This is a genomic window from Pseudofrankia sp. EUN1h (assembly GCF_001854645.1).
In the GTDB taxonomy this organism is placed as follows: domain Bacteria; phylum Actinomycetota; class Actinomycetes; order Frankiales; family Frankiaceae; genus Pseudofrankia; species Pseudofrankia saprophytica.
Map to the genome: position 1 here is coordinate 1 of NZ_MBLN01000011.1, position 15,445 is coordinate 15,445.

Genomic DNA, 15,445 nt, shown 5'->3' on the forward strand with positions numbered 1-15,445 from the left:
CGACAACCACTGGATCACCGACGCCACCCCCGTCCCGTGCGGGATGTCCCGGCCGACCGTGAAGCGCTCCGAGATGGCCGGCTGGGCCGGCTACGGCTACTGCGCGTCGCACTCCCGGTTCTACTGGGGCCTCAAGCTCTACCTGGTCTGCACCCCGACCGGCATGCCCGTCCTGTGGGCACTGGCCAACCCGAAGATCGGCGAACGGGAGGTGCTCGCCGCGATGCTCGACCACGACGCCGCCCTGATCGCCGAACGAGACCGGATCCTGCTGATCGCGGACAAGGGGTTCGCCTCGAACGACCTCGAGGCGRCACTGTCCGAGCAGCGCATCGACCTGCTCCGTCCGCACCGCAAGGACGAGACGGCGCGCAACGGCGAGCCGATGCTCAAGAAGGTCCGCCAGCTCATCGAGTCGGTCAACGACACCCTCAAGGGCCAACTCGACCTGGAACAACACGGYGGGCGGACCTTCGAGGGCGTCGCGGTCCGCGTCGCCCAGCGCCTACTGGCGATGGCCGCGGCGATCTGGCACAACAACAAGACCGCCGCGCCCGTCACCCGCTCCCTGATCGCCTACGACCACTGACCAGAGATCGGAATTACTCGTCTAGCCCGGCCGCGGACGGGGCAGCGGTCGATCGCGGTCGCTGGTGATCTATGGCGTGTCGTGCCAGCCTGCCCGGCTTTTCACGCGGTCTGCGTCAGTTCGGCCAGTCCGGCGTCATCCCCTCGACGGTCAGGACGAACAGCAGGTCGCTGATCCGCTGGTCCTTGAACAGGGTGCGCAGCTCCTGGGTGTCGCGGAAGGAGATCTCCCATTCGCCGGACGGTGCCCGGCCCAGCAGCCCGCGCCAGGGTGTCCCGTTGCCGCGCCGGGTGCTGATGATCCCGTCCACCGGGGTGGCGGCGCCTGTGCTGGCGATCACCTCACCGGTGTCGTCCGCGGTGAACGAGAGCTCGTCGACCGTGAGCGCCACGATCTGTCCGCCCGTCCCGGCGGCGAACAGGACCACCTGTCCGATGGTCAGGGAGTCCAGGTTCGGGGGGAAGTCGCCGCGGTCGGTGCGGAACCCGATCCGCATCGGCGTGGCCGACTGGTCTGGGTTGTTCAGGTCGAACCACGCGTCGGGCAGCGTGTGACAGAAGCTGAACGCCCGGTCGACGGCGACCCGCGGATCGAGCGAACGGGTCACCTGGTCGCGCAGCACCGGGCTGTCCAGCGCCGTGTACTCCACGGTGAACAGCACGTCGAACATGGTCGAGAAGTCGAACGGGTTGGCGGCCTTCGGCATGCGTAGCTGCCAGGTCGTGTCGACGCCGAACCCCTCGAACGGAGGCCGCAGGTCCGGTTGGGCGTCGAGCTCGAACAACCCGGTCGCGTTGTTCGGGGCGGACAGGGCCACCTCCTCCGGCCCGTGTCCGATCGCCACGGTCTCGAACCCGGCATCGGTCTCGATCACGACGCGCGACACGCCTGCGCTGGTGAGCGTCGCCCGGATACCGGCGTCCGGTGGGATCAGCGCCACCACCGAGGTGCGAACCCTCCTGATCAGACGCACGTGGTGCCCGGGGAAGTCGCGGTCGAACAAGCTGCCGGGGGTGGCGAAGGCGAGGATGCCGGTTTCCCGGAACTGCTCGAACGCCACCGGGTCCAGCGCGGCGAGCGAGATGGTCTTCGACAGCTGCAGCCGCCGCCGGTCGGTCGTGAACGCGTACTGGTCGAGCTGGGTGAGGTCGCGCAGCAGCTGCTCGGCGCCGGTGAGCCCGCGCCGGTCGGGGCCGGACGCGGACCCGCCGCGGCCCGCGGAGGCTGGCGGCTCCCAGTAGTCGGCGCGGATGAACTCGGGCAGCTCCTCCTGCCGTTCGAACCGCAGCTGCCGTTCCGCGAGCCGGGCGATGACGGTGGCCTGGAGCAGGAAGTACCGGTAGATCTCGCCGAGGACGCCGGCCATCCACTCGAAGAGCTCCGCGTTGGTGAACTTCGTCGCCAGGAAGTCGAGCGTCGTCTGGGCGTTGGCCAGTTGGAGCTCGGATATGCGCCGGTCGGCCTCGGCGATGCCGACCTGCAGCTGGGCCATCCGGACCTGTTGGTCGGTGATGGCCAGGTCCTGACCGGCCAGGCGCAGCTGGGTGGCCGTGTCCTCGCGCTGCCGCTCGTAGCTGGTCGCGGCGCCGAGGAACGAGGTGACCGCGCCCAGCGCGCCGGGTATGCCGGCCTGGTTGGCCGCGGCGATCCCGTTGCCGATCGACCGCCCGCCGAGGCCGGTCATGAACGCGCCCGCCACGCCACCGATGCCGGGGGCGACGCTCGCCACCGCGAACAGCGCCCGCAGCCCGGCAGCAGCCACCGCCGCCTTCTCACCGAGGCCGGTGGCCCGGTCGAGCAGCGTCTGGGCGTGATCCCGCTGGATGACGGCTCGGCCGCGCTGCAGTTCGCCCAGTTCGACGCCGGCGTGCGCCTCGGCGACCGCGACGTCGCGCAGCTGGACCGTGGCCTGGGCGACCGTGATGTCCTGGCGCGCCTTGAGCAGGTTGTACGCCTCGGCGTCGGCCTGCTGCAACGCGGCGAGGAACCGCTCCTCGATCTGCTGCGCGGTGCCGACCAGCCGTCGCGCCCGGTCGAGAAGGGTGACGAAGCGGTAGGGCGTGGGTTTGCGGGACGTCGCCCGTTCCAGCCCGAGGGGGTTGAGCCCGGTGCGCAGCTTGCGCAGCCCGCCGGTGGCCCGCTCCTGGAGGGCCGACCGGGCCGGGTTGGGCGCGAGCGGCACGCCGGCGCCGTCCTTCAGCGGGGTGAACTCGCCCTGGCTGCCGGCGAGCAGGTCGAGCGCCGCGTCGTACAGCTGCCGAGCCCTGGGCAGCGACTCCGGGGTCTCCCTGCTGAACTCGGCGTCCGCGAAGGCGAGAAGCTGACGGCCGAGGGTGAGCAGGGTTGCCCGCGAGTACGCGCCCGAACGGTTGACCGCCAGGTCGTGTGGTCGCATGCCGTTCCCGAGCAGCCAGCCCACGCTCCGGACGACCGGCGGCGGGACGCTGCCGGCCGGCGGCTCCTCCAGCCGCAGGCCGCGGTAGATCTTACGGTCGCCGGGCGGCAGCTCATAGGCGTAGACCGTGCGGATCCAGTCCAGCGCGGCGAGGTGCTGCCCGGACTTGGCCAGCTGCTCGGCCATCAGCATGGGCACGAAGAAGAACACCTCCGCCAGCCACACCCGGGTGGTGGCGAACGAGGTGTTGACGCCGACGGCGCCGCTGGGCGGGGCGAACAACGCGTAGTCCTGACCGACGGTCCCGGACGGCGGGTTGGGGATAGTCCCGGTAGCGAGCAGGACGTCGCGCCGCTGGGCCAGCTGGCTGTCGGTGAGCAGCTCCGTGATGACCACCTTGGCGTCGTCCCGCACGGCGGCCGGCAGCGTGGGGCTGGCGGTGGGCGGGAACTCCGTACGCAGCTCGGTCAGGTAGTCCCGGGCCTCCGCCCGGGCCTGGGCGGGGGTCAGGCCGAAGTTGCCGCGGACCCGCTCGGCCAGGGCGCGGAAGCTGGCGGTGGTGACGAGGGCGTTGGGTGTCTCGCCGGTGCCCGGCGTCCGGCGCAGCGTCGGCCCGAGCACGTTCTCCGGCCAGAGGAACGTCGACATGGCGGCCCGCCAGGTCCCGTACTCACCCAGGAAGCGCCATTCCTCGTCGAATCCGGCGTCCGTGTAGCCGTTCGTCTGGGTGAGCGCCCAGCCGTTCGGACCGGTCGCCGGGTTCGACCCGAGCACCGCGAACGCGCTCTTCAGCCGCTTCGCGCGCACGGCGAACAGCACCCCCTGCAGGGTCTCGATGGCTTGGTCCAACCGGCTGGTGAGGGTGGTGCCGGCGGCGAAGAAGTCGAGCAGCAGCTCGTCGATGAGGGCGTCGCCGGCCGCGTCCGGGGCGAGCGGACCAGCCGGACCAGCCGAGCCGGTCGAGCCGGTCGAGCCGGGACGGGCGGAGCCGACGACCGCGATCAGGTCGTCCCGCAGGCGCGGCAGCGTCTCCACGTCCGCCGCCCGCGCCGCCGCGGCGAACGCCTCGCGGACTGCCCGCTCCTCGCTCTCCCTGGCACGCACGATGTTCTCCCAGCCCACCCGCGCCGCCAGCGTGGTCAGCCAGGCGGGCAGGGCCGCCGGCGCCGCGGGAGGCGACGAGGCGACACGGAGATGGTCGGGGCCCAGCCACAGCCCGGACTCCTGGGCCCGCCACGGCGGGTAGAAGTCGCGGCGCTTGCGGACCGCGACGACGATCGCGACCACGTCGGCCCACTCGCCCTGCCTGACCGCGTTGACGGTCGCGAGCCCGCGGATCGCCACCAGCCGGCGAAACGCCGCGAGGTCGAGGCGCAGTGCCGCCACACCGGGGCCGATGTCCTTCCCGGCCAGCTCGTCGGCCCCGAGAGCGGCCAGCGTTGCGGCCGCGCCCACGCCGAGCACGCCGTCGACGACCGTCGTGAACACGCCGCCGTGTGTCGCCCCGGGCGCCGCCAGCGCCTGCGTCACCTGGGAGTTACGCGCGGTGAATTCGGCGTCGATCTGGCCACGGCGGGCGGTCCGCAGCGGGCCCGCGGGGCTGCCGGGCGGGATGTCGGCGGGGGTCACCAGGTCCGGGTCGACGATCGGTACGCCGGCCGCGTCGTCCTGGCGCTGCCAGGTGTTGTGCAGGGCGGTGAGCTGGCGCTCCAGCAGGAGCGGAAGCGGACGGCTCGGCGGAGTGTACGGGTTGCGGCCCGTGTCCACGACCCCGTAGACGTCCTCCAGATTCGCCGCGGTCAACGTGTCCGGGTCCAGCGCGAGCGCGTCGAGGTCGGCCACGGTGAATGCCGCCAGCCCGAGCCGGGCCGCGAGCGCGGCGCGGGTCGCGTCGTCGGCGATGCGTGCCGACCGCAGCTCCTCGGGCGAGGTGCCGAGCCCACGCAGCACCGCCCGGTAGGCGGCGCGCAGGTACCGGCGGTCGGCCGCGCCTCGCGCCTCGAGCGCCGGCCCGGACAGCGTGGCGCGGCGTTGCAGGTAGTCACGCAGGACCTCGACGGCCACCCGGGCCTGCGGGACCGGGGCCGTCGCCACCGGCGCGTTCGCGGCCGCGGCGGCCTGCTCGAAGCGCTGGCAGAAGACCATGCCCAGCGCCGACGCCGTCGCCTGGCCGTTCGCGACCCGGTCCAGCGCGAAGGCGAGCAGGTCGGACAGGTACCCGCCGGCGCTCAGCACGCCCGCGGGGTCGGGCGCGGTGAACGGCGCCGCCACGTCGATCGTCACCGAGGCGGTCGTGACGTTGCTCCGGTTGTCCCGGGCCAGCACCACCACGTTCTGGGCGCCCGCCGGCGGGCGCACCGTCACCGTGGCGGACCAGTTGACACCGTTCGTCCCCGTGCGCGTCGCGGTCGCCGCCGGACCGGTGCCTACCGCCACGGTGACCTGGTTCACCCCGCTCTCGGCGTCGCCGACCGTGCCGGTCACCAGGAGCGGGAGCTGGGCGTCCGGCGCGGTCGTCGGCAGCGCGACCTGCTGGCCCGCGATCGGTTGGTCGACCATTACCGTCGGCCCGGTGGTGTCCAGCTTCACGGTGCGGGAGCTGGTCCGGGTGTCCGTGGTAGTGGACGAGGTTCGGAACGTCATCTGGGCGGTGATCGTGAGCTGTGCCGGGCCGGGCGGGGTGGCGGTGGTGAACGTCCAGGCGGACAGCGACCCGCCGGAGGCGGCGGGGGTGGCCGCGGCGAAGCCGCCCGAGCCGAGCTGGACCTCGACCTTGATGATCTGCAGCGGCTGCTCCTCGACCGACGGGGCTCCGTCGCTTCCGGTCGACGTCACGAACCTGGTGGCTACCGCCGTGCCCGTCACCGTGATGGTCGGTGTGAAGACCGCCGCGTTCTGCGCCGGTGACGTGATGCCGACACTCGCCGCGATGCTCGTCTGGGTGCTCGCCATTTCCGCTCCGTTTCGACCGAGCCGCCGGATGTCGTCAGGGGTTCTGTGGAGGGGGTCCGAGGGAAGAATTCAATGTCAGGAGGCCGAGAACCAGGACACGAGGTTCGTCGGGCTTTGGGCTTTGGGCTTTGGGCGCTGGGCTGGGCCGAGGTCACGGTTCTCCCGCGGCTACCAGAAGCTGGAGACCCAGCCGCCGAAGGCATATGCCCCTTCCATGATCAGCCCGTATTCGCCCTCGGCTGCCCGCCGGTCGATCTCCTGCCGGGCCGACATGTCGTCGGTGAACAACGACTCGACCAGCGCGGTCGAGCCGTCGGCGAGGAAACTGATTCCGCTGTTCAGCCCGAGGTCCACGCCGAAGGCGAACTTGATTCCCGCGTCGCCGGCCATGGCCACCGTCCCGACTCCGGTCAGGCCCACCGCGATGCTGGCGCCGCCGGCGACGACGCCGCTGCCCACCTTCCCGCCGGTGGTTGTGTTCGGGCTGTTCAGCCCGGTGCTGATTCCACCCAGCACACCGCTGGCGACGTTCACCACGCCGTAGGCGCCTTTAATGGTCGCCAGATCGCTCTTCGCGACCTCTGGTGCCGTGTCCGCCAGCTCCGCGCCAAACTGGTAGAGCCATGTTTGCGCCGGCCCCTGCCCGCCCGCGATCGTGAGGGCGGTCGAGATGCCACCGGTCACCTTGCTTGCCGAGGGCCCCGACGCCGACGCCGGGCCGGGCCCACCCGGGCTTCCCGACGCGACGACCGGCGCGCCTGGTGGTACCGGGCCGGCACCGCCAAGCGACAGGGTCGGCAGCGCGAACTTCTCCAGCAGCGACGGCGCCGGTGCCTCCGCGAACGGGATGGGCAGCGCCGCAGGCTGCTTCGYGGGCGGCGGTTTCCCGGCCGGCGCGGCCGCGGCCGCCGGTGTGGGTCTTGCCGTGGTCGTGGGTGGATAACTCAGGAAGGTCTTCTTCTCCAGACCGGGAATCAGCAGCCCCGGCCCGGACAGCGTGACGATGTTCGTCGTCGGCGGCGTCGAGGTCGGCGGCTGGGTGGTCTGTTTCGGCTTGTCCGGGACCTGGCTGCAGTTGCAGGGCCTGGCCACCGTGCTCTTTATCCCGGTCTCGTCCTCACCCTCGGTGCCGCCCCGGTCCGTCGCCCGGATCGGGTTGCCGGCGACATACCGGTAAAGGTTCGGCCCGTCGACCGCGCCGGCCGGGTCGCAGCTCGTCCAGCGGGCAAGCCAGGGTGCGTAGTAACGGGCCGCGTGGTAGCCGAGCCCGCTCTCCTCGTCCCGTTCCCTCCCGGTGAACCGGTAGCGCTTTCGGGCATGGCCACCGAACGACGTCTCGCCGTACGGGGTGAACTCCTCGCGGGAGATGAGACCGCCGCCCGCGTCGACGACCACCGCGTTCGAGCCGAGATGGTCGGGCAGGTGGTACTTCACCGGCGGCGTGCGGTCGTCGTCGAACGCGGGACCCACCCGGATCTCGGCGACCCGGGTGGTGCCGACGCTCACGTGGAGGGTGGTGTTCTCGACCGTCGCGCCGGCCGGCTGGGCGACGGTCTGGTGCTCGAAGATCCCGCCGATGTACACGGTGGTCTCGAGGCGGCCGCCCTTGCGGACGACCTTCTTCACCCGTTGCCCCGCGCCGTCGTAGAGGTATGTGGCGTGCAGCGACGGCTCGGCCGCGCCCGGTGCCTGGACGCGGAACGACCRCATCCGGTCGACGGCGTCCCATTCGAAATGCCGGGAGGCGGTCTCGTTGATCAGGTTGCCCGCGGCGTCGTAGCCGTAGTCGAAGGTGGTCTTCCCCGAGGTCATGGCCGCGAGCCGGTTGGAGCCGCCGACGATGGCCATGGCTCGGACGAAGCCGCCGGCGGCGTTCGCGTGCGTGAGCCGGACCAGGTTGCCGTCCGCGTCGTAGGCGAAGGACTGCGTATAGGCCCGGGTGCGGCTGAGATCAGCGCAGCGCGGCGCGGCGTCGAACGGCGCCGGCGGGGACAGGTCGCACTCGCGGCCGGTGGCCGACGTCAGCCGGTAGAGCGGGTCGTACGTGAACAGCCGGTCGAGCGCGTCGGCCGTCGGCGCGATCCCGCAGCCCGGCGTCCGGTCCCGCAGCGCGACGATGTTGCCGGCGAGGTCGTAGGAGTAGGCGTAGTCCTGCAGCGGAGTGCCCGCGGGCTGGTAGGCGGCCGGACCCAGGTTCCTGTACCGCTCGGTGCGCAGCCGGGACAGCCGGAACGTCCGCGGGTCGTAGGCGTACCGAGTCAGCAGCCCGTTGCCGTACGCGATGAGCGCCCGCTGGCCCCTGACGTCGTGGGCCACTCGCTCGACGATCGTCTCCCCGTCCAGCGACACGCCGCGCGGCGCACCCGACGGGTGGTAGCGGGACGTGAGCTCCCGTCGCCGGCCGTCGGCGTCCTCGGGGTAGCGGACGGAGGTGGGGCGGTTCAGGGCGTCGTAGCCGGTGGAGCACTGGTAGCGCCGCGGGTCGAGCAGATCGGCGGTCGTCCCGGCGAGGTCGGTGACGGCAGGCTGCCAGTCGACCCGGAACGGCGGCCGCCCGCCGCCGTCGGGCGCGGCGCCGACGAGCAGACGGTCGGCGACGACCTGCCGGGTCGTGGCGAGCACGTTGCCCTTGAAGTCGTAGCCGTCGGCGGTGGTCGCGCCGGCCTCGTCCAGCGTCAGCAGCGGCCGTCCCAGCAGGTTGGCCACCCGCGCGTCGCCCGGCTTGACGCCCGACTCGACGCTGTCGCCGTAGATCGTGTAGTTCCGCAGCGTCACCGGCTCGGAGCCGGCGTCCCGCGCCCACCGAAGCACGGGGCGGTTGAGGACGTCGCGCGCATACAGCTGCAACGCCCCTTTGGCGTCCCGCCGCTCGACCGGAGCTCCGGTCGCGTCCAGGACCTGGCGGCGCACCCCGTAGTCGATGTTCTCGTCGTAGAGGCGCTGATCCGCGAGGTCGTAGCGGTAGCGGAACGCCACCCGGCCGAGAGCGTCGGTGACGGTCAGCAGGTTGCCCCGGACGTCATAGGCCGAGCGGACGGTGAACCAGTCGTGTTCCGCGTCGGGCCCGTTGCGGGCGACCGCGCGCACGGAGCGGCCGAGCGCATCCACCTCGATGCTGGACGGGGTGTCCCAGTGGTCGCGGTGGGCGGACGCCTCGGCGGGATGGGTACGACCGGCGTTGTCGTTGGCGTCGTAGACGTAGGACTCCCACGGGGTGGGGGTCACCTTCTCCGGGTCGGAAAGGTCGTCCGGTATGCCGAACACGACCCGCCGCTCGGAGCCGTCCGGGTCGACGGTCCGGACCACGTGGCCGCGCGGGTCGTAGCACAGGATGGACTTCTGACCGTCCTCGGCCTCGCCCGGCCGGCGGTAGGCGAACCCCGCGGCGAAGTAGGGCTCGAACGTCTCGACGACCCRGCCCTTGGTGTCGTAGACCTGCCGGCCGGTGACGGCGACCCGAGGTTCGTCGCGCGAGCCGGATGACGCTCCCACGACGGGACCATCCACGGGCGATGAAGGTTCGGCCGGCAGAACGCCGCCACCGAAGGCCGGGGCGCCGAAGTCCACCTCCTCGGCCAGCGCCCTGGTCTGTAGCACGCGGCCGAATCCGTCGAAGTAGCTGACCGTCTCGATCGTCTCGTCCCGTTCGGGCAGCGGGATGTCGGTGTCGGTGACGTGGTGGACCCGCCGTACCGTCCGTACGGACGCGGGCTCACCCCGCTCGGAGAACGCGAGCAGGTCGTAGCTGTGCACCGTTCCCGGCGCTTCGAGTGTGTCGCCGGTGGGCACCCCCGGGCCGCCAGGTTCGTCCGGCCGACCGGGCTTGCCGAGCAGCGCGGTGGCGGCGACGAAGCCGAGCGGCGTGAAGGACACCGCGGCCCGGTTTCCATTCGGGTCGGTCAGCTCCCGCGGCCGCAGCACGCGGTAGTCATTGCTCGCCGTGGTCACGAGGCCCGCCGGGTCGGTGGCGGACACGGGCAGCAGTCCGAAGGCGTCATGGGAGATGACCGTCTCCCGCCCACGTGGGTCGAGGCGGGCCAGCAGCAGGCCTCGGACCGGGCCCCGGGCGGTGGCGTCGCCGTCGGCGGCCTGGCTCGGCGCGGCCTGGCCAGCGGGCACGTCGTGGCAGTCGTAACGGCGCCGGTCGGTCACCGCGAAGTACCCGCGGGCGAACGGCCCGTCCCCGCCGTCCCGGAACACGTAGCCGGCCAGCGGCGGTATCAGCTTGGTGAACTCGGGTGGGTATTCGGCCGGGTAGACCGGACCCTCGGCGGCGGGGTCGGATGTGACACCGACCGTGAGACAGGGCGGCAGTTCCGGCCCGTATGCCTGGTGCAGGATCTCCTCGGTCAGCACCAGCGTTTCGGTGCGCGCCAACACGCCGTAGTCGCCGAGCAGGCCGAACGGACGGCCCTGGAACGGCGCGCCGTCGTAGAAGCTGACGGTCTGGCCGATGATCCGTCGCGGCGCCGCGCCGGAGCTGATCGCGGCGTGCAGGTCCGCCACGGCGTCCGAACCGTCGTTGGGCACCTCGTAGGACGTGACGCGGGCGACCCGGTCGACCAGGTAGCACTCGGCGTCGTCGCGCTGCGCGTAGCGGCTCTCGGCGTGGGTCGCCAGGTACGGCGCTGCGCCCGCGCCGGTCGCCGCGCCCTGCCGGTAGTCCCGCTCGCGCGGGACGGCGATCAGGGTCTGCGCCCGCGGCTGGCCGTAGCTGTCGTAGTCGTCGGTGAAGCCGACCTGGGTCATCGGGTCGACGCCACGCTCCCACTGGGTGGTCCGCTCGGCGCGCAGGTGCGGGAAGAAGATTCGCCGCCGCCCGTCCTCGATGGGGGTGGGTGGCGCCTCCTCCCGCAGGCCGTACACCGCCTCGGTCACCGTGAAGGGCCGGTCCGCGCGCTCGCCGCCGTCGCGGGCATACAGCTCGGTCCGCAGCACCCGCCCGCGCAGCGCCCGCAGGGCGTCGCGACGATCCCGGGGCGGCAACGCCGCGAGCATGGCGGCCGTGTCCGTCGGTCGGGGCAGCGCGGGCGGGTCGTCGCCGAAGCTCTCGTGCGTGAAGTCGGCTTCGACATATCCGCCGTCCTCGTCGCCGAGCGCGCCCAGATGGAACCAGGTGCGCGTCTCCGTCGGCGGCGAGAACGACCGTCCCGGCGCGTCGCCGTCGGCCGTCGCCGTCGCCGCGGTCGACGCCGGCGCGAGGCCCGGGCGCGGCGCGGTGAACGTCTCGGTGTCGCGTTGGTCGACTCGACCGAAGCCGCGGAACTCCCGCTCGACGCCGTCCCAGTAGCCGTGGTGATAGGCGTACTCGGTGGTGAGCCGGCCGCCGGACAGCACGTCCACCGCCGCCACCTTCGCGACCACCTGCACGGGGAACGGCAGCGGGGGCTGGAGACGGGTTCCCGGCTCGCGGCCACGCTGATCGTCGGCCTGTCGAAACACCGTGGACGGCGCGTAGGTCACCCGGGTCAGGGCGCCGAGATGGTTGTCGACGCTGTCCAGCAGGTATGGCTTGACGCCGCCGGTGAGGTCGAGGAAGAACATGTGCGGCCGGCCGGTCCGGCCCAGCCGGTCCGGCCGGGCGGCCCGCGTGGCGTCGGACGTCCAGAGCACGCCGGGCACGCCGGTGCCCAGCAGGTCGGTCAGGCGCACGTCGTCCAGGTCCGTCAGCCGCGGCGTGCCGGTGATCTCGATCGGGTCGCTGAAGCCGTTACCCGACCGGTTGATCCACACGGTCAACGACCCGTCGTCGACGTAGACCACGTCCGCCAGACCGTCGCCGTCCACGTCGCCGACCAGCACCCGACGAGGGTCGAAATCGAACGGGAGGCGTGGGCTGTCATCCATGAGCACCCGGCGGCCCCACCTGCCGTGACCCCGGTTCGGCCAGTAGGCCACCGACCGTGCCGATACCAGGACGATGTCGGTGAGCCCGTCTCCGGTGGCGTCGGCCAGCTTCACCCGGGGGTCGGTGAAGGCGACGTCGGGGAAGGTGGCGAGATCGCCGCGTTCGACGTGCCGGACCTCCGTCCATCCTTTCCTCGAGTCCTGGAAGAAGCACTCGAACCGATCGCCCGACCGCAGCGCGTCGGTCACCCCGTCGCCGGTGAGATCGAGCAGCTTCACCAGGGGGTCGGCCAGGTCGACGCTGGGTGCCTGCCGGTAGCGGCGGAACCCATGTCGGTCGAACAGCCCGTCAAAGCGCAGCGGGAAGTAGCCAGCCAGCCCCGAGCCCGGTGCACCGACCAGCACGTCCAGACGGCCGTCGCCGTCGGCGTCCAACAGCCGCACGCCTGGGCCGGTCAGCGCGACGCCCACAGGCAGTTCGGGCAGCCGACGGGGCCGATCGAACCGGCCACCGCCAAGGTTGCGCCAGAAGCGGGCGCGGGCGCCGGGGCCGGGGTCGATCTCCACGATGTCGGGCAGGCCGTCACCGGTCAGGTCGGCGAGGTCGCAGCCGTCGCGACGCAGCGAGAACGGCGGCGCGTCCGGACCGTCCACAGGAATGAGGTCGCGCCGCTCCGGCTCGAACGCCGAGTACCCGAACTCCAGCGGAGGCAAGGTCTCGGTCGCCGCTGCGTCGTGCCCGCTCGCGACGACCTGAGCGAGCAACGACACGCCGTTGCTGAGCCTGGGCGTCGGCCGGGCCAGCTCCGGGTCGTCGGCATAACGCAGCTGGTAGTCGCGCACCAACACCGGATCGCTGTCTGCCTGGGTGAAGACCTGGATCTGGCGGCACCGCTGGGTCGTGCGAATCTCGAACCCGGCGCGATGCTCGGAGAACGGATCGGGCCGATCCTCGTAGCCGAACCGGACTGTGACCACGAACAGGGGCGCGGCCGGGTCACCATGGTCGGCATAGTGGATCTCGGCCAGGTAGGTCTGGGTGCCAGCATGGCCGTGGCCAGCCGTCGTGACGGTCCGGTAGGTGTACTCGATCAGGTTGCCGAACTGGTCGACCGTCCTGGTCAGCTTCCAGGCGAACACCCGGGACGGGTCGTCGACGTCCGCGACGACCGCCGGATCGTGTCCGGCGGTTCCCGGCGTGCCGTAGACGTTGACCAGCCCGTCCCTGGAGCGGACCGTCCAGTAGTCATCACCGGCCGTCCGGCGGTGTTCGATCCTGGCGAACAGGCCCTCCGTGCGCGGCCGGTACGCCTGCGTCGGGCCACCGGCACCGGCCGGCTCGCGGTCATCCACCACCGGGACGAGGTCCTCGACGCCGGACAGCAGGAAGACATCTCGGCTGTCGTCGTAACGCGGCACCCCCTTGGACGTCCGACGCGTCACGCCAGGAACGCTCAGGCTCCACCCGAGCCCAAGCGGCCCATTGCCCGCTCCGCTGCTGTAGGCGAGCGCTACCTCCGGCGTCAGGCCGTTTCGGCCCTCCGGCACCGCGATCGGAACGCTGAAGTTCCCGGTGCCGGTCCGCGGGTCAGGGGTGAACTTCTCGCCCAGACCCCGCACCGCGCCACCACCCAACGGCAAGGCGATGACCGCGGCGGCGCCGTCCGACTCCCCACTCATCAGGTCCCCCTCGTCTGCCTGCGCGCCGCGGTCGAACTCGGGAGGCCACCGGACCGTGCGGGCACTCGGATGCAGCCCACCGTGCAAGGCGAGAAAGGCCTCCCGGCAATGCCCGCGAGATGTCGACCGACCTGCGGCGGAGACGGCCGGCGACGCAATCGAGAACTCGTCGAGCGAGCACCGAGTAGGTACATCGTTGGACACGAGCATCCGGATGCCTCACGGCGACAAACATCAGGGAGATCCCGGAGCCGGCAACGGTCACCTGGCCTGTTCCGACGTCAATCTCGGTCCGCCGACAAAGACCTAGGTCGACCTGATTCCGGTCGTTCGGCGTCGACGCCGAGTTCGTAGTGCCCACGGGCGGACTTTTCGGACAAACGCATGCCCGGAGCTGACCATCTGCGTGGAATACGGTCCGCTGGCTGGCCCGGAGTCGAGTTCCGGCACGGTACAGGTGCGGCTGCGCCTGAGGATCGACGAGCTCACGCAGAGGTCCTGTCGGGGCTTCGACAGTTCGTTCACACGGAGGGTCACACGGTCGCCGGGTTGGCTTGCCCCATCAGAGCCTCGAAAAGTCGTCCGAGAATCCGGCGGCTGCCAGTCAAAGGAGACTGTCATGACACGACCTACCGGATGGGGGCGCTGGCTGCGGCTCAGCGTCGCCGTCGGCGCCCTGGCCCTCGTGGGCGTCGCGCTGGGCGGTCCGGCCAGTGCGGACCCGGGCCCAGGCGGCGTCGACGTCGCCGGCCAGGTCGCCACCAGCCCCGGTGGCGTCCTCGCTCCCGTCAGCGAGGACCCCGTCCCAGGCCGGGTCGGCGACGAGGTCGCCCCCGGGCCGGGCGACGTCCTCGCGCCGCCGGAGCCGAACCCCGTGTCGAACCCGCTGCCGGACGCGTCCCGGCTGTGGAAGTTCACCGTGGTGGGCGGCCAGTGCCTGGCCGACTTCGGGAAGGGGCACTACACCACCCGGGTCGAGACCTGGCCCTGCGTGCCGGACCTGGACTGGCAGGCGTGGGAGCACGAGATCGTCGGCACCTACAAGGGGCTCCCGGTCTTCCAGCTCCGCGGCGTCGACTCCGGCCTGTGCATGACCGCGGGCAGTTTCTGGGGAAACACGCATGTCTACACGGCCGGCTGCGACGCCGAGCCACACCAGCTCTGGCAGCTGCTGCCCGTCCCCGGCTCGGCTGACCAGCGGTTCATGGTCAGCGTGACCCTGCAGACCTGCGCGGACCTCGACACCGCGAACCAGACCCCCGTCATCGGCACCTACGTTCGCCACACGGTCCCGGTCGACCGGTGCGCGGCGTCGCCCACCTCGCGCTGGCGCGTCGAACTCTGGTCCTGACCGAGCCGGCACGACCGAGCCCGGCGTGCTGGCCGGCGACATCGGCCAGCACGCCGGGCTCGGTCGAGACGCGCCCGCGGACGAGTCACAGCGGCGCGGCCCTGGCCCGCATCGAGCGCGGCGATCGCGGTCCTGCAGTCCCGGGGCCGTCGGCGTCCAACAGCGGTTCCGGCTTGGGTTCTGCGGGCGGCTGGTTGGGGTGCAGGGTGGCGCAGGCGCTGAACGGCGGGTGAATGACCAGGCCTGCGCTATGCGCACGACGTCCGACGCCCGACCGAGTGGCCGGCCCATTCGGCGACCAGGGTGGGCGGCACTCCGGAGTTGAGCCAGGCCGACAGCCGCGGCCAGTTCTAGAAGGTGAAACCGGGAAATCGGATAGCCGGTCAAGGTCAGCCCGCTACGGTGGCGGCCGTGGAGGCTGCGACCGGCTCGGCTGGGTTGGCCTGGCAGCGTGGGCTGCCGCGTAAGCGGATGGCGGCCGCGGTTGTGCTGGTGGACGACGGGGGCCGGGTGCTTCTGGTGCGGCCGACGTATCGGCCGGGCTGGGATCTTCCGGGTGGAGTGATCGAGCAGGACGAGGCGCCGCGTGCGGCGGCGCGTCGGGAGCTCGTCGAGGAGCTGAGCCTGGACC

The 15,445-nt window shown here is 72.0% G+C and carries 5 protein-coding genes; 3 read left to right on the top strand and 2 right to left on the bottom strand.

Annotated elements, in window-relative coordinates:
• Positions 1-589: IS982 family transposase (locus BCD49_RS04825; protein WP_071041200.1), on the top strand; the 589-nt coding region annotated here is incomplete at its 5' end.
• A 115-nt stretch (positions 590-704) separates the two neighbouring features.
• On the opposite strand, the gene BCD49_RS04830 is transcribed toward BCD49_RS04825, so the two are convergent.
• Together BCD49_RS04830 and BCD49_RS04835 are read right to left on the bottom strand one after the other, a co-directional pair.
• Complete coding sequence (locus BCD49_RS04830) at positions 705-5,936, bottom strand: hypothetical protein (RefSeq protein ID WP_007512555.1); 5,232 nt, start codon at positions 5,934-5,936, stop codon at positions 705-707.
• A 168-nt stretch (positions 5,937-6,104) separates the two neighbouring features.
• A complete protein-coding gene (locus BCD49_RS04835) occupies positions 6,105-13,463 on the bottom strand; it encodes a SpvB/TcaC N-terminal domain-containing protein (protein ID WP_158072929.1) in 7,359 nt (2,452 codons plus the stop codon).
• A gap of 619 nt (positions 13,464-14,082) precedes the next feature.
• Here BCD49_RS04835 and BCD49_RS04840 point away from each other — a divergent pair.
• A complete protein-coding gene (locus BCD49_RS04840; RefSeq protein WP_007512551.1) occupies positions 14,083-14,814 on the top strand; it encodes a hypothetical protein in 732 nt (243 codons plus the stop codon).
• Positions 14,815-15,225: 411 nt separating this feature from the next.
• On the top strand, positions 15,226-15,445 hold a 220-nt coding region (locus BCD49_RS04845), incomplete at its 3' end, for an NUDIX hydrolase (protein WP_335341674.1).

Bases quoted from the DNA above. Each gene is read 5' to 3' on its own strand.
- BCD49_RS04830 (WP_007512555.1), bottom strand. From the start codon at position 5,936: ATGGCGAGCACCCAGACGAGCATCGCGGCGAGTGTCGGCATCACGTCA.
- BCD49_RS04840 (WP_007512551.1), top strand. From the start codon at position 14,083: ATGACACGACCTACCGGATGGGGGCGCTGGCTGCGGCTCAGCGTCGCC.